10 protein-coding genes and 1 pseudogene are annotated in these 16,371 nt (G+C 68.6%); 4 read left to right on the forward strand and 7 right to left on the reverse strand.

From position 1 onward, the window contains the following. Positions 1 to 3: 3 nt before the first annotated feature. Both AB0L57_RS25240 and AB0L57_RS25245 read left to right on the forward strand, forming a co-directional pair. Positions 4 to 4,746, forward strand: coding sequence for an ATP-dependent helicase (locus AB0L57_RS25240; protein ID WP_364966804.1), 4,743 nt, complete (start codon positions 4 to 6; stop codon positions 4,744 to 4,746). Between the two features lie 71 nt (positions 4,747 to 4,817). Further along, positions 4,818 to 5,579, forward strand: coding sequence for a DNA-formamidopyrimidine glycosylase family protein (locus AB0L57_RS25245; RefSeq protein ID WP_364966807.1), 762 nt, complete (start codon positions 4,818 to 4,820; stop codon positions 5,577 to 5,579). Positions 5,580 to 5,658: 79 nt separating this feature from the next. Here the strand turns inward: AB0L57_RS25245 and AB0L57_RS25250 are convergent, their stop codons facing one another. Both AB0L57_RS25250 and AB0L57_RS25255 read right to left on the reverse strand, forming a co-directional pair. Continuing rightward, entirely contained in the window at positions 5,659 to 6,093 is a 435-nt protein-coding gene (locus tag AB0L57_RS25250) for a DUF4870 domain-containing protein (protein WP_364966810.1), read from the reverse strand. Positions 6,094 to 6,261: 168 nt separating this feature from the next. Further along, entirely contained in the window at positions 6,262 to 6,738 is a 477-nt protein-coding gene (locus AB0L57_RS25255) for a flavodoxin family protein (protein WP_364966813.1), read from the reverse strand. 208 nt (positions 6,739 to 6,946) lie between these two features. Here AB0L57_RS25255 and AB0L57_RS25260 point away from each other — a divergent pair, with 208 nt between their 5' ends. After that, positions 6,947 to 7,150: a hypothetical protein gene (locus AB0L57_RS25260; protein WP_364966815.1), complete on the forward strand. Its 204-nt coding sequence runs from the start codon at positions 6,947 to 6,949 to the stop codon at positions 7,148 to 7,150. A 15-nt stretch (positions 7,151 to 7,165) separates the two neighbouring features. On the opposite strand, the gene glpD is transcribed toward AB0L57_RS25260, so the two are convergent. Continuing rightward, on the reverse strand, positions 7,166 to 8,914 hold the full coding sequence (gene glpD / locus AB0L57_RS25265) for a glycerol-3-phosphate dehydrogenase (RefSeq protein ID WP_364966818.1): 1,749 nt from the start codon (positions 8,912 to 8,914) through the stop codon (positions 7,166 to 7,168). 136 nt (positions 8,915 to 9,050) lie between these two features. On the opposite strand from glpD, the gene glpK reads away from it, so the two are divergent. Then, positions 9,051 to 10,544, forward strand: a complete 1,494-nt coding sequence (gene glpK, locus AB0L57_RS25270) for a glycerol kinase GlpK (RefSeq protein WP_364966820.1) — start codon at positions 9,051 to 9,053, stop codon at positions 10,542 to 10,544. A 4-nt stretch (positions 10,545 to 10,548) separates the two neighbouring features. On the opposite strand, the gene AB0L57_RS25275 is transcribed toward glpK, so the two are convergent. The 4 genes and pseudogenes from AB0L57_RS25275 to AB0L57_RS25290 all read right to left on the reverse strand — a co-directional run. Beyond that, the gene (locus AB0L57_RS25275) at positions 10,549 to 11,724 is read right to left on the reverse strand and encodes a PLP-dependent aminotransferase family protein (RefSeq protein WP_364966823.1); all 1,176 of its coding nucleotides are present in this window, start codon (positions 11,722 to 11,724) and stop codon (positions 10,549 to 10,551) included. Positions 11,725 to 11,817: 93 nt separating this feature from the next. Next, a complete protein-coding gene (locus AB0L57_RS25280; RefSeq protein ID WP_364966825.1) occupies positions 11,818 to 12,981 on the reverse strand; it encodes a hypothetical protein in 1,164 nt (387 codons plus the stop codon). Between the two features lie 75 nt (positions 12,982 to 13,056). After that, entirely contained in the window at positions 13,057 to 14,157 is a 1,101-nt protein-coding gene (locus AB0L57_RS25285; protein ID WP_364966828.1) for a hypothetical protein, read from the reverse strand. Positions 14,158 to 14,939: 782 nt separating this feature from the next. Continuing rightward, a pseudogene (locus tag AB0L57_RS25290) lies at positions 14,940 to 16,349 on the reverse strand (NAD(P)H-quinone dehydrogenase); the annotation flags it as partial. Positions 16,350 to 16,371: the final 22 nt, after the last annotated feature.

The raw sequence follows: 16,371 nt of genomic DNA on the forward strand, positions 1-16,371 counted from the left end.
TCCATGCAGCAGTTCGCCCGCGCGACCCAGGAGTGGTTCGACGGCGCGTTCCCGGCTCCCACGGCCGCTCAGCTGGGTGCGTGGCAGGCGATTTCCGCGGGTGAACACACGCTGGTCATCGCTCCCACCGGGTCGGGCAAGACGCTGTCGGCCTTCCTGTGGGCGATCGACCGGCTCGCCACCCGTGCGCCGGTGGACGGGCCGCCGCGGACCTCGGTGCTCTACATCTCCCCGCTCAAGGCGCTGGCGGTCGATGTGGAGCGCAATCTGCGCGCACCACTGGTCGGCATCACCCGGACCGCCGCGCGGCTGGGCACGGCCGCGCCGGAGATCACCGTGGGGGTGCGTTCCGGCGACACCACCGCCGCCGACCGCCGCACGATGGCGCGCAAACCACCGGACATCCTGATCACCACTCCGGAGTCGCTGTACCTGATGCTCACCTCGGCGGCACGCGAGACGCTGTCGCAGGTGAGCACCGTGATCGTCGACGAGGTTCACGCGATCGCGGGGTCCAAACGGGGTGCGCATCTGGCGCTGTCGCTGGCCCGGCTGGATCAGCTCACCGAACGCCCGGCCCAGCGCATCGGACTGTCGGCCACGGTGCGCCCGCCCGAGGCGGTGGGACGTTTCCTGGTCGGGCCCGCACCGATCACTATCGTGGCACCGCCCGCACCGAAGACCTTCGATCTGTCGGTGCGGGTTCCGGTCGCGGATATGACCGAGCCGGGCGAATCCGATCAGCCCGGCTCCATCTGGCCGCATGTGGACGCCGCGATCGTCGATCTGGTACTCGCACATCGTTCCTCGATCGTGTTCGCGAATTCCCGCCGGCTGGCCGAGCGACTCACTGCCCGCCTGAACGAGGAATACGCCGAGCGGATCAGCGAACCGGATTCCGCCGCAACCGATTCCGCCGCGGACGCCGCGGTCGCGGCACAGCCCGTGCGGACGGAGCACGGCCCGCCCGCTCAGCTCGGCTCACCCACAGAGGTCAATCACGGTGCGGCGCCCCTGCTCGCGCGGGCGCACCACGGATCGGTGAGCAAGGAACAGCGCGCGATCATCGAGGACGATCTCAAGAGTGGGCGCCTGCGCTGTGTGGTCGCCACCAGCAGCCTCGAACTCGGCATCGATATGGGCGCGGTGGATCTGGTGGTCCAGGTCGAGGCGCCGCCGTCGGTGGCCGGCGGGCTGCAACGCGTCGGCCGGGCCGGACACCAGGTGGGTGAGATCTCGCGCGGGGTCATCTTCCCCAAGCACCGCACCGATGTCGTGCACTGCGCGGTGGCCTCGATGCGGATGACCGCGGGGCAGATCGAGGAATTGCGGATTCCGGCCCACCCCCTCGACATCCTCGCGCAGCAGACGGTCGCCGCCTGCGCACTGGAACCGATCGATGTGGACGAATGGTTCGAAACGGTCCGGGGCACCGGAAGTTTCACATCCCTGCCCCGCTCCGCCTACGACTCGGTCCTGGATCTGCTGTCGGGCCGATACCCCTCCGACGAATTCGCCGAACTGCGCCCGCGGGTGGTGTGGGATCGCGATGCGGGCACGCTCGCCGGGCGGCCCGGCGCGCAGCGGCTCGCGGTCACCTCGGGCGGAGCGATTCCGGATCGCGGCCTCTTCCCGGTGTTCATGGTCGGCGAGAAGGCCTCGCGGGTGGGCGAACTCGACGAGGAGATGGTCTACGAATCCCGCGTCGGCGATGTGTTCGCCCTGGGCGCCACCAGTTGGCGGATCGAGGACATCACCCACGATCGGGTGCTGGTCTCCCCGGCGTTCGGGCTACCCGGCCGCTTACCGTTCTGGCACGGCGATTCCCTGGGGCGTCCGGCGGAATTGGGCGCGGCCCTGGGCGAATTCGTGCGCACCGCGGGCCGGGCGGTCGAACGCGCACCGGCGGGGCGCATCGATACGCTGGTCCAGGAGGCGGCGGGGGCCTGTCCGGGGACCGCCCACGAACCGGCCCTCGATGGCGCGAAACAACCAGCGCGACAATCGAAATCACGACGGACCGCGCCGGCCGCCGAGAGCGCGAACGGTTCCGGAAAGCCCGGTGCGGAACTGCTGGAACTCGAACAGATCGTGCATGCGGCGGGGCTCGACGATTTCGCCACCGCGAATCTGGTGTCACTGCTGGCCGAACAGCGCCAGGCCACCGGGCACCTGCCCACCGACCGCACACTGCTGGTCGAGCGATTCCGCGACGAGCTCGGTGACTGGCGGCTGATCCTGCACTCCCCCTTCGGCCTTCCCGTGCACGCCCCGTGGGCGCTGGCCGTCGGGGCGCGGCTGCGGGAGCGGTTCGGGGTCGATGCCGCGCCCACCGCCTCCGACGACGGCATCGTGGTCCGGCTGCCCGACACCACCGACGATCCGCCCGGTGCCGAGCTCTTCGTCTTCGAACCCGACGAGATCGACGAGGTGGTCACCGAGCAGGTCGGCGGTTCGGCACTGTTCGCCTCCCGCTTCCGCGAATGTGCGGCACGCGCACTGCTGCTGCCGCGCCGCGATCCGGGCCGGCGCGCACCGCTGTGGCAGCAGCGCCAGCGTGCCGCCCAATTGCTCGATGTGGCAAGGAAATTCCCGGATTTCCCGATTCTGCTGGAGACGGTGCGTGAATGCCTGCGCGATGTCTACGATCTGCCGGCGCTCCGCGATCTGCTGACGAACGTCGCGCGCCGCAAACTGCGCCTGGTCGAGGTGGAGACCGCGGCCCCGTCCCCCTTTGCCAATGCGTTGCTGTTCGACTACATCGGCCAGTTCATGTACGAGGGCGACAGCCCGCTCGCCGAACGCCGAGCGGCCGCACTGTCACTGGATTCGAGTCTGCTGGCGGAACTGCTGGGCCGGGTCGAACTGCGCGAACTGCTCGACACCGCGGTCCTCGAACAGCTGATGCGGGAACTGCAACGGCTCACCCCGGAGCGCCAGGCCCGCGACGCGGAGGGCCTGGCCGATCTGCTGCGGCTGCTCGGCCCGCTCACCCCGGACGAGGCGGCGGCGCGCTGTACCGACGACCCCGGTCCGTGGTTCGCGGAATTGGCTCGAGCCAAACGCGCGCTCGCGGTGTCCTTCGCCGGATCGCACTGGTGGGTGGCGGTGGAGGATGCCGCCAGATTGCGTGACGCCCTCGGGGTTCCGCTGCCGATCGGCACCCCGGCGGCGTTCATCGAACCGGTGCCCGATCCGCTCGGCGACCTCGTCGGCCGCTTCGCCCGCACGCACGCGCCCTTCACCCTCGACGCACTCGCGCTCCGCTTCGGTATCGGCACGGCCGTGGCAGCCACCGCACTGCACCGCCTCGGAACCGAGAAGCGTGTCGTGGAAGGCGAATTCACGCCGGGATCGGCCGGTACGGAGTGGTGTGACACCGAGGTGCTGCGGCGGTTGCGGCGGCGTTCGCTGGCGGCCGCGCGCAAAGAGGTGGAACCGGTGTCGACCGGCGCGTTCGGACGGTTTCTCCCCGCCTGGCAGCACATCGGCACCTCGCCCCTGCACGGCGTGGACGGTGTCGCCGCGGTCGTGGAACAGCTCGCGGGCGTGCCGATTCCGGCCTCGGCCTGGGAATCGCTGATCCTGCCGTCCCGGGTGCGCGACTACACACCGGCGATGCTCGACGAGCTGACCGCGACCGGCGAGGTGATCTGGTCCGGCCACGGCGCCCTGACCGCCAAGGACGGCTGGATCGCGCTGCACCCGGCGGATCAGGCACCGGTGACACTGGCACCCGTCGCGGAGATCGACTTCACCGATACCCAGCTCCGGTTGTTCGGCGCCTGGGGCGCGGACCCAGCGGCGCCGGGCGAGGCCGGTGCGCAGCCGGCGGGCGGCGCGTACTTCTTCCGCCAATTGTCCGATGCCACCGGACTTCTGGACGATGCCGCGGTGGCAGCCGCCCTGTGGGAACTGGTGTGGGCGGGTCATGTCAGTGGCGACACCTTCGCACCCGTCCGGGCCCGGTTGTCGGGTACCTCCCGCAGCACCACCGCGCATCGCTCGCCTCGGCGCACCCCGCGCGGGCGCATGTACCTGCCGCGGCCGGCCGTACCGACCCGATCCGGCCCACCGGCGGTTGCCGGACGCTGGTCGTTGCTGCCCCCGCGGTCGGCCGACAATACGATCCGCGCACATGCCACCGCCGATCTGCTGCTGGAACGCTACGGGGTACTGACCCGCGGTTCGGTCCAGAGTGAGGATGTCGCGGGCGGATTCGCGCTGATGTATCGGGTACTGACCGAATTCGAGGATCGGGGACGCTGCCGGCGCGGCTATTTCATCGACACCCTCGGCGGTGCGCAGTTCTCCACCACCGATGTGGTCGATCGCCTGCGCTCGTTCGATACCGAGTCCGGCGGTGCACCCCACACACTCGCACTCGCGGCGTGTGATCCCGCCAACCCGTACGGCGCCGCGCTGCCGTGGCCGAAATCGTCGAGCGAGGGTGCCGGGCATCGGCCCGGCCGCAAGGCGGGCGCGCTGGTGGTGCTGGCCGATGGTGAATTGGCCCTGTATCTGGAGCGTGGCGGCAAGACACTACTCACCTTCACCGAGGATCCCGAGGTCCGCACCCGGGCCGCGGCCGCCCTGGCCACACTCGTCCACGACCGGCGCATCGACTCACTGGTCGTCGAGCGGATCGACGGAGAATCCGTCCACGGCAACACTTTTGCCACCTTCCTCAGCGAGGCCGGGTTCAACACCACGCCCCGGGGCTTGCGGCTGCGGAGCCGGCCGTGACCTCCGTGGCGCCCGGGGAACACGATGTTCCCGGCATCCACCGGCTTCGGCATCCGGGGCGGTGAGCGCCGATGCCGGAGGGCGACACCGTCTATCGCACAGCGGCGCGCCTGCGCACCGCACTGGCGGGAAACACTCTGACCCGCAGTGATTTCCGGGTTCCGAGATATGCCACGCTGGATCTGCGTGATCGTGCCATCGACAGTGTCGGCAGCTACGGCAAACACCTGTTCGTGCGCACCGAGACACTCAGCATCCACACCCATCTGAAGATGGAGGGCAGCTGGCGGATCTACCGTCCGGGTGCGCGGTGGACGGAACCGGGATTCACCGCCCGGCTGGTTCTGGCCACCGCCGACGCCGAGGCGGTCGGTTTCTCCCTCGGGCTGGTCGAGGTGCTGCCCCGGGCCGACGAACACACCACCACCGACCATCTCGGCCCCGACCTGCTCGGGCCGAATTGGGATGCGGCAGAAGCGATCCGGCGGCTGAGCGCCCATCCGGAACAACCCATCGGACTGGCGCTGCTGGACCAGACCAATCTGGCCGGAATCGGCAATATCCACCGCAGCGAGATCTGCTTTCTGCGCCGCGTCCATCCGGCGACACCGGTCGCCGCGGTCGACCTGCCACCGCTGGTGGACGAGGCTCACGCGGTGCTGACCGAGGCCGCTCACCATCCGCCCCGCAGGCCCCTGGTCTACGGCCGCCAACGCCGCCCGTGCCATCGCTGCGGTACCGCGGTGGTCGTACACCTGCTCGGTGACCCGGCCACCCCGAATCGCGAGCGCGGCATCTACTTCTGCCCGCGCTGCCAGCCGCCGCTCGCCTAGCGGCCGGGCCGCCCGGTGTTCGGAGGTGCTACCGGTGGCATGCCCGCCGGTAGCACCCGAACGCTGCCGAAATCCTCTGCTAGTGCACCGAATTGGCCAGCTGGTCGGCATAGGGGGCGACGAACTTGCCCACCAGCGGAAGCTCCACACGGGCGCCACCGGAGTTGTTGGCCGCGATCATGGCCATGATCCAGACGACCAACGCGAAGATCCCGACCACGAAGCTCACGAGGCTGAACACGATCCCCACCGTGCCCAGCACGGCGGCGAGCAAGCTCAGCACGACATCGACGACGGTGGCGGCACCGAAGAAGATGATCGACTGCGACGCATGGAATTTCACATCGGGGTCATGCTTCCCGATGAACAGGAAGATGATCCCGGTGAGCCATCCCAGGGCATAGGACAGAATCGCACTGGTCTTCTTGTCGAAGCCGCCCACCGGCGGTTGCCCGCCCTGGTGACCGCCGGAGGGTTGGGGCTGCTGGTGCTCGGGAGGTTCATAAGACGTCATGATTTGCCTTCATGTTCGCCGGGCTTGCTAACCCCAGGAATTATGTCTCATTTGCACCGAAAGCACGGCGGATTGCCACCCGGCCCACTGGTTCGAACCCACAGCGATTCCGGGATGCGGATTCGATGTCCGTAATTCCCTGCCGCAGCGGAACTTCCGAATCCGAGATCAATCAGCCGCCGGCTGGTCGGGCACCCGCAGTCCTTCGGCGAAGGCACGGGCAGCTGCGAGACCGGCGGCGTCGGGCTGCCCCTTGCGGATACCGCCCACGAGTTTGAACGGGAACCAGGTGTCGTACGCCCGGCAGGCGAAGGTGCCGACCACCTCGAACCCCTTGCTCTCGAGCTGGTGTGCGAACGCGCGGGTGTAGCGCCGGAACGGCGGCTCGGGTAGTCCGCTGGTGGCGAAGACGAAGGCCGAGCCCTGCTGCCCCGACGGCAGCGATCCGGCGAATTCGCGCAGCCGCGGATGGAAGTTCATGTTGAAGATTCCCGAGCCGAACCCCACCAGGTCGTAGGCCGCGAGGTCGGCGGGGGTGACCTCGCCGGGTTCGACGACGCGTGCCCCCAGCACCTCGGCCATCACATCGGCCACCTGTTCGGTGTTGCCGTGCGAGACGGAGGTGCACACGATCAGTGCCTTCAAGACGATGCTCCTTCGATTGTCGAGTACTCGGTCATGACCACCGGACCCCACCGCAGCCCCCACCGTGATGGTAGTCAGCACCACCCGGATCCGCCGGACCACGACATTTGCCCGTAGATAGCCCGCATTTCTTCCGTCGGCTAACATTTCGGCCCGCCGAGCCGACATACGGGCGACAACTTTCACGACGGGTCCGGGAGCAGGCCAGATGACATATGCGAGCACCACGGTGCGTCGTGGCACGCGCCTTGTCACCCAACTCGTGATCGCGGCCCTCGCCATCGCGGCGACCGTGCTGTTCAGCAACGCACTGCAGCATTCGACCTCGAGGACCAGCCGGACCGGACACGAGTCGTCCCCGGCCACCTCGGCGCCGCCGCACCCCGCCGATCCCGCCGCGGTGCGGCGTTAGCGTCCGGCGGATCGGCTAGGTCTGCGGCAGCGGTACCGGCTCGAGGATTTCCGGCCGCGGCTCCGGCGCCGCGGCACGCAGCGCATCGGCCGACACATCGTCGGGCTGGGTCTGCGATCGCACTTCGGCCTCGACGCGGGCCACGAAGGTGTCGACCTCGCGCCTGATCTGCTCGCCATCCCAGCCCAGCACCGGCGCCACCAGCCGCGCCACCTCCTCGGCACATTCGGTGCCACGATGGGAGTACTCGATGGAGACGCGGGTGCGGCGGGCGAGGATGTCGTCGAGATGCAGTGCTCCCTCGGCCGCGGCCGCGTAGACCACCTCCACCCGCAGATAGCTGGGCGCCTCGGTGATCGGTTGCAGGAGTTCGGGTTTGCCCTCGGCCAGATCGAGGACATCGGTGACCAGCGCGCCGTAACGATTGAGCAGATGTTCGATGCGATACGGGTGCACACCGTAGGTCTGCGCCAGCTGTGGAGTCTGATTGAGCAGGGCGAAGTAGCCGTCGGCGCCCAGCAGCGGGACCTTGTCGGTGATCGTGGGTGAGACCCGCTGCGGAATGTCGCGGGCCGCCGCGTCGACCGCGTCGTAGGCCATCACGCGGTAGGTCGTGTACTTACCACCCGCGATGGCGACCAGGCCCGGGGCGATCCGCGCCACCGCGTGTTCCCGCGACAGTTTCGAGGTCTCGTCGCTCTCACCGGCCAGCAGCGGCCGCAGGCCCGCGTACACCCCCTGGATGTCGTCCTGGGTGAGCGGGGTGACCAGGACCTCGTTGATCCGGTCCAGCAGATAGTCGATATCGGCCTTCGTCGCGGCCGGATGTGCCAGGTCCAGATTCCAGTCGGTGTCGGTGGTCCCGACGATCCAGTGATTGCTCCCCCACGGGATCACGAACAACACCGAGGTCTGGGTGCGCAGGATCAGCGCCGCGTCACTGGTGATCCGGTCGCGCGGCACGACGATGTGCACACCCTTGGAGGCGCGTACGTGGAATCGGCCGCGCACATGCGACAGCGCCTGCAGTTCGTCGGTCCACACGCCGGTCGCGTTGATCACCACATGGCCGCGGACCTCGGTGGTGCGGCCGTCCTCGCTGTCGCGCACCTTGACCCCGACCACCCGGTCGGCCTCCCGCAGGAAGTCCACGACCTGGGTCGAAGTCCGGATGACCGCGCCGTAGTGGGCGGCGGTCCGGGCCACCGTCATGGTGTGACGAGCATCGTCGACCACGGTGTCGTAGTAGGTCACACCGCCGATGAGCGCATCGCGGCGCACACCGGGGGCCAGTCGAAGCGCGCCGGATCGAGTCACATGATGTTGTCCCGGAACGGATTTCGCACCGCCCATGGAGTCGTAGAGCACCAGGCCCGAGGCCACATACGGGCGTTCCCACACCCGATGGGTGAGCGGATAGAGGAAGCGCAGCGGTTTCACCAGATGCGGCGCCAGGGTCTTCAGGCTCAGCTCCCGCTCCCGCAACGCCTCCCGGACCAGCCCGAACTCCAGTTGTTCCAGGTAGCGCAGGCCACCGTGGAACATCTTCGACGACCGACTCGAGGTGCCCGAGGCCAGATCACGCGCCTCCACCAGGGCCACTTCCAGTCCGCGGGTGGCGGCATCGAGGGCGATACCCGAGCCGACCACGCCGCCACCGATCACGATGACATCGAAATGGTTGGCGCCCAGGCTCTCCCAGGTTGCCACGCGTTGTTCGGGGCCCAGTTCGCCGGTGTGCTGACCGTGTGATTTCTCGTTCATCGCCTCGACTTCCTCCGCACTCGTTTCGGTGGGATCGTCCTGCGCTACTCGTCGGTAATCGGCTTCCACCCTAGTCCACCAGCGGTGCGGCGGCGATGTGATGCGCGGCGCGCGGCAGGTTTAGTAGCCTGCACGGATGCGACGCTTCGTGGCCGCCATCGATCAGGGGACAACCTCGAGCCGATGCATCGTCTTCGACCGCTCCGGCCGCATCGCCGGACTCGCCCAGCGCGAGCACGAGCAGTTGTTCCCCCATCCGGGCTGGGTCGAGCACGACGCCGAAACCATCTGGCGCAATACCGAATACGTCATCGGTGCGGCCCTGGAGGCGGCGGGGGCGAGCGCGGCCGACATCGCCGCGGTCGGCGTCACCAATCAACGCGAGACCACGGTGGTCTGGGATCGCGCCACCGGTGCGCCGGTCGCCCACGCGATCGTCTGGCAGGACACCCGCACCGCGAATCTCTGTGAGCGGCTGGGCGGGGACATCGGCGCCGCCCGCTATGCCGACCGGACCGGACTGCCGCTGAGCACCTATTTCTCCGGACCGAAGCTGCGCTGGCTGCTCGACGAGGTGGAGGGCGCACGGGTGCGGGCCGAGGCCGGCGAACTGTGCTTCGGCACGATGGACAGCTGGATCCTCTGGAAGCTGACCGGCCGCCATCTCACCGACGTCACCAATGCCTCGCGCACCATGTTGATGAATCTGCATACGCTGCAATGGGATTCGGATATCTGCGCGGAGTTCGACATCCCCGTCTCACTGCTGCCACAGATCCGCAGTTCCTCGGAGGTCTACGCCGAGATCACCACCGGACCACTGGCCGGTGTTCCGGTCGCCGGCATCCTCGGCGATCAGCAGGCCGCCACCTTCGGCCAGGCCTGCCTGATCCCCGGCGAGGCCAAGAACACCTACGGCACCGGCAATTTCATGTTGCTCAACATCGGCACCACACCCGTGTTCAGCACACACGGACTGCTCACCACGGTGTGTTACCGGCTCGGCGACCAGCCCGCGGTGTACGCGCTGGAGGGTTCGATCGCGGTCACCGGCTCGCTGGTGCAGTGGCTGCGCGACAATCTGGGCATCATCGAATCGGCCGCCGAGATCGAACCGCTGGCCCGAAGCGTCGAGGACAACGGCGGCACCTACATCGTCCCGGCGTTCTCCGGGCTGTTCGCCCCGCGCTGGCGGCCGGACGCCCGCGGTGTGATCACGGGCCTGACCCGTTTCGTCACCAAGGCGCATCTGGCACGAGCGGTGTTGGAGGCCACGGCATTTCAGACCCGCGAGGTACTCGATGCGATGCGCGCCGATGCCGAGGATCTCGATGTCGAGCTGACCACCCTGAAGGTCGACGGTGGCATGGTGGCCAATGAGCTGCTCATGCAGTTCCAGGCCGATATCCTCGACGTCCCGGTGGTACGGCCGGTGATCACCGAGACCACCGCCCTGGGTGCCGCCTACGCGGCCGGGCTGGCCGTGGGTTTCTGGTCGGGAACCGACGAGATCCGCGCCAACTGGGCCGAGGACAAGGTATGGCGGCCGGCCATGCCCGACGACGAGCGCGTCCACCGCTACGACGAGTGGAACAAGGCGGTCGAACGCACCTACGGCTGGGCCGAGTAGCCGCTCAGCCGACGGCGGCGAAGAGCCGATCCACCGCCTCGGTCAGGGTGCCCGCATCGGAGGTGGTGAAGCACAGGCGCATCGAGCCGCGGTAGCTCTGCGAGACCGCGAAGGCCGAACCGGGCACGTAGGCCACGCCGTGCTCGACCGCGCGTGGTAGCAGCTCGACCGTATCGGTGCCGTCGGTGAAATCGACCCACACGAACATGCCGCCGGCGGCATCGGTACTCACCACCCGGTCGCCGAAGCGGTCGCGCACCGCACCCACCAGCGCGGTGGCGCGTTCGCCGTAGATGCCGCGAACCTTGTCCAGATGAGCGTTCAGCCAGCCCTCGTCGGCCAGCAGATCCGCGGCGATCTGCTGGGTCAGCGCCGAACCGCACAGGTCCGCACCCTGCTTCAGCAACTCCACACCACGGCACACCGCGTCCGGTGCGACCATCCAGCCCACACGCAGCGTGGGAGCCAGGATCTTGGAGGCACTCGACAGCCGGATCACATTGGGCGAGTAGGACGCCACCGCCTCGGGGGCGGGCAGGTCGAACCACAGTTCACCGTAGGGATCGTCCTCCACGACCCAGAAGCCGTACCGCTCGGCGAGCGCCGCCAGCTCACGCCGGCGAGCGGCACTCATCGTGACCCCGCGCGGATTGTGGAAGTTGCTGACGGTGTGCACCAGTGCGGGACGCTCACCGCGGGCCAGCAGCTCCGCGAGCGCGTCCACACGCATCCCCTCGGCATCCAGTGCGATCGCCTCGACGCGCGCGCCCGCGGCACGGAACACCTGCAGGGCCCCGACGTAGGCCGGATCCTCGACGATCACCAGGGCGCCCGGATCCAGCAGCACCTCACCCAGCAGGGACAGCGCCTGTTGTGAACCGTGCGTGACGAAGACCTCCGACAGCGGCACCGTGCGGCCCAGTCGCGCGGACTCCCGCGCCGCCAGCACCTCGCGCAGCGGACCCCAGCCCGCGGACTCGGTGTACTGCAGCCGCGCCGGATCGGTGAGCGCCGACTCCGCCGCGCGAGCGATGGCATCGCGCGGCATCAACTGCTCGTCGGGCAGGCCGCCGGCCAGGCCGATGATGTCCGGCCGGGCGGTCAGCTCGAGCAGATCGCGAATCGCCGAACTCTGCAGACCGTCCAGCCGACGGGACAGGGGTGGAGTGTGCGGCGACATGGATATACCTCCGGACGAAAGGGGTGGTACCTCCACTTTCGCACAGAGCAATCCAGAATATGAACTTAGATTCTCATAGTGTGAGAAGTAGAACTATTGGATCAGCTGGATGAGGTACTTGCCTCCCTGATTCACCGTCGCGATCAACTCCAGGTACACCGCGCGCGAGTTGTCCGGATGATGCTCGGTGACCTCGACGCTGTACTGATTCGCCCCCGCCGACGCGATCCGCAGACAGTAGGTCGTTCCCGCGGGGACGTGCTCGGCGATGGTCTTCTGCAACTCCGGCACCGGCTGGACGTTCGCGTCGGGCGCGACGAAGGTGTGCGCCTTCTCGGCACTGCGCTCGGTGTAGTACGCGTGTTCGTAGCCGAAGATGGCATTGGCTCCGCTGGACGTGTCACCGGGCCCGTTGCCATAGACGATGGGGCCCTCGGTGCGGGTGACGCAGCTACCGTCGGCGGCGGTCGTTCCCGCTGCCGCGGTCGGGTCGTCGTCGCCACCACCGCCGCGGGTGGCGAAGACGACCACCAGGATCAGCGCGACGACCAGTACGACGGCGGCACCGATACCGCCGAACAGCACACCCCGGTTGCGGTGGTGCTCCTCGGGCTCCGGACCGGCGGCCGGGCGGGCGGGGGCCAGTTTCTTGGCCAGGTCGTCGTCGTCCCACAGCGAACCGGAACCGGCCTTGGGCTCGTTGCCCGGGCGCGGCGCGGTCAGTTTCTTGGCGAGCTCGTCGTCGTCCCACAGTGAGGTGGGTTTGTCCCGGGGCGGAGTCGGCGGAAATCCGGAGTCGTCGGAATTCCACCAGGAACCGCCCTCGGTATCGGCCGGCGCCGAGGGCCGTCTGGATCCGGAATCGGAGAAGCGAACCGTCTCCTCGGAACCTCGAGCGGCCTCGGGACCGCGATGCTGGTCCGGCCCGGGTACGCGCCGAGTCTCCGGTGCGGGTGCCCGCGGCGGCTCCGGTGCCGTGGTCGAATCGGGCGCTCGATACTGCGGCGGCGGTGGCGGGACCGGCGGTGCCACGGGAGCGTCGGCCGGCTGCCAGCCGACCGTGGGACGATCGAGCTCCCCGACCGGCGACCAGCCGACCCCGGCGGAATCGCCCGTCGGCGGCCCGAAATCACCCATGGGCGGCCCGAAGTCACCCGTAGGCGGCCCGAAATCGTTCAGCGGTGGTCCGAACCCGGAGACCGGAGGGCCGAATTCCGAATCGCCCTCGTCCCGGTTCTGGTCATCGCCGGAAGCCATCAACCCGTCCCTTCCCCGAGACACACGCGTGGGGCGGTCGCGAACGACCGCCCCACGCGTCGATTCAGTCTGTTATCAGTACTGGACTGTGCCACCCCACTGAGTGGTCGCCCCAGCGACATTCACCGTTTGCGGAGCGATATCACCCTGCGGGAGTCTACCAATCTGGGCCGCGGCATCCAGCGCGGCCGCACCACCGGGCTGCTGCTTGATCCAGCCTTCGACGGCGGCTTTCGCGGCGTTGGGCTGGGTGGTGTCGACGTAGTTCTCCGACTTCAGATCGTCGAACCCGGTCGCGTGGGTGTACGAGGTGACCTTGATCTTGTTGGCCTCGACGAACTCCACCGAGACACCCGCGTCACCCACACCGTTCGGGGTGTTGTACCCGACGGTGCCGACGTAACCGTCGAGGTTGCTGAAGTGGTGGGTGTTGGCGACGTAGCCCGGCAGGAGGGCGCCACCGTCGGCATTGGCGCCGACCTCGGTGTGCGGGCCGTTCATCCGGATCACCGGTGCGGCCGGTGCGGACTGCAGGCTCGGCGAGGTCCACTGCGACTGTTCGGCGGAGGGGCCCTCACCCTGCTGACCGCGCAGCGTGTCCATCTGGTTGTTGTGCTGCTGCGGCTGCGGCCCGTTCGGGGTGACCACCGACTGATCCGGCTGCTGTCCCGGCTTCAGCTGGTCGGCCTGGTCGTTCGGGTTGTGCTGATCCGGGGTCCCGGCGGGTCCCACCTGGTTGCCCTGCCCCGGCACCGGCAGCGGCGCCACACGCGGAGCGGTGACACCCGGCTGCGTCGGCGAGCCCGGCTTCGGCGTGTTCTGGTTGGGCGTCGTGACACCCGGCTGCGGAGTGGTCCCCTGCCGTGGACCGGTGGTGCCCGGCTGCTGGCCCGGAGTGGTCACACCCGGCTGGGTGTTGCCGTCCTGCTGCGGGCCGTTCTGCTCGGCACCCGGCGAATTCTGACCGTTCGGCGAACCGGTATCGCCGTCCTGGGCCGGATTCTCGTCGGTGGCACCCGGTGAGGCGGGGGTGGTCGGCACATTCGGCTGATCCGCCGGTGCGGCGGCGGCCGTCCCCGATGCGAGGATGGTCGCCACGACCGCGGCGGTGGCCAGTGGCAACGACGTCGCGGCCAGCCCGCGCTGCTGCGGCCGACCCGGCTTACGATGTTTCACTGTCTCGCAGTCCCTTTCCAGAGCCCGGCCTGCCATCGACCCGGCTGCCGCCGCCCGATGAGACCGGCTCATCTATCCCTCATCGATGCCCGGTCCGCACCCTGCTGCGAGCCGCGGGCCGCCTGCGGATTCCCGGCCCGGAAAGGTGAATTCCCCCCGCACTTGGACGCCGCCGACTACCCGACAGTGACATCTCTGCGGGAAGTGAACCATACGAACAGAATCCAGGCAACAGGGATGTTTCGCATCCCTGGGAAGGCCACACGAACACTCGGAGAACCCCCGGACAACGCCGAGTTCGCCCCCGCTTCGGCGGCACAATTGCGCACCCCGATCACCGCGATCGAGCGCGAGTGGCCCACTGACACAAACACTTCCACGACAGAGCCGACCGTCCCCGTTCCCCATCCCGAGATGCCCACTCCCGATTCGCCCATCTCGAGACATCCGCCCCGACTGGCCCATCGGCGGACGTTCGCCCGGGCTCGCCCACGTCGACAGGGCTACCTCCGCGCACCTGTCCCGAGAACATCCGCCCCGGCTGGCCATCGCCGGACCTGTGCCCCGGTTCGCCCACCCCAACAGGCGTACCTCCGCACACCTGTCCCGACACATCCGCCCCGGCTCACCTTCCCGAGACCGTGCACCCCGATGGTTTCGGCCCGCCTCGATTGTGGAGCGACGGAGGGAGGGAGCGCAGCGACTGACCGGAGGGGTGAAAAATCGAGGCACAAGGGGCCGAAACCCGCGGCGGCGAAGCCGACGCAGAGGATTCAGCGGATTCAGTCCAAGTCGTCGTGGCGCATCAGCTGCCGGGCCGCTTCGGTCACCGATCCGGACAACGACGGGTACACCGAGAAGGTCTGCGCCAGGTCGTTGACGGTGAGATTGTTCTGGACCGCGAGCGCGATCGGCAGGATCAGTTCCGATGCGATGGGGGCGACCACCACGCCGCCGATCACCACGCCGGTGGCGGGGCGGCAGAAGATCTTCACGAAACCGCGGCGCAGTCCCGACATCTTGGCGCGCGGGTTGGTGTTGAGCGGCAGCATCACCGTGCGGGCGGGGACCTCGCCGTTGTCGATCGAGGTCTGGCTGACACCGACGGTCGCGATCTCGGGACGGGTGAAGACCGCCGAGGCGACCGTCTTCAAGCGGATCGGCTGCACTCCCTCGCCGAGTGCGTGGTACATCGCGATCCGGCCCTGCATGGCCGCGACCGAGGCGAGTGGTAGCAGCCCGGTGCAGTCACCGGCGGCGTAGATCCCGGGCACCGCGGTGCGGGAGACACGGTCCACCCGCAGGTAGCCACTGCGATCGAGTTCGATGCCGATTCGTTCCAGCCCCAGATCGTGGGTATTGGGCGTGGACCCGACGGTCATCAGCGCGTGGGTGCCGGTGACGGTGCGCCCGTCGGACAGTTTCACCACGATGCCGTCGGCGGTGCGCTCGACGGCATCGGCGCGGGCCTGTTTCACCAGTTCCACGCCGCGTTCGGCGAGAGCGTCCTCCAGGACCAGCGCGGCGTCGGCATCCTCGCCGGGCATCATCCGGTCGCGGCTGGACACCAGCTTCACCTTGACGCCCATTTCGGTGTAGGCGGAGACGAATTCGGCGCCGGTGACACCCGATCCGACCACCACCAGCGTTTCCGGCAGTTCCGCGATGTCGTACAGCTGGCGCCAGGTGAGAATGCGCTCACCGTCGGGTTCGGCGCCGGGCAGCACCCGCGGGCTGGCTCCGGTGGCGATCAGCACCACCTCGGCCTCCATCACCCGCTCGGTGCCGTCGGCGAGGGTCGCGCGCACCAAATGGGTGGCCAGGCCGGGGATCTGGTCGATCAGCCGGCCACTGCCGTTGAGGATGGTGACCCCGGCGGCCTGCAGTTTCGAGCGGATATCGGAGGACTGGGCCTGTGCGAGCGCCTTGACTCGCGAGTTGACCTCCGACAGCCGCACCTGGGCCTGCGCCATGTGCACGGTGATACCCAGGTCACGGGCCCGGCGCAGATCGGTGCGCACACCGGTCGAGGCGATGAAGGTCTTGGACGGAACACAATCCCACAGCACGCACGCACCACCGATACCGTCGGAGTCGATCACCGTGACGGTGGCTCCGTGCTGAGCCGCCACCAGCGCCGCCTCGTAGCCGGCGGGGCCACCCCCGATGATTGCTATGCGGGCCATGTGTACCTCCGCTACCGAGCTGTGCGGC

The organism is Nocardia sp. NPDC052254 (genome assembly GCF_040679495.1).
In the GTDB taxonomy this organism is placed as follows: Bacteria; Actinomycetota; Actinomycetes; order Mycobacteriales; family Mycobacteriaceae; genus Nocardia.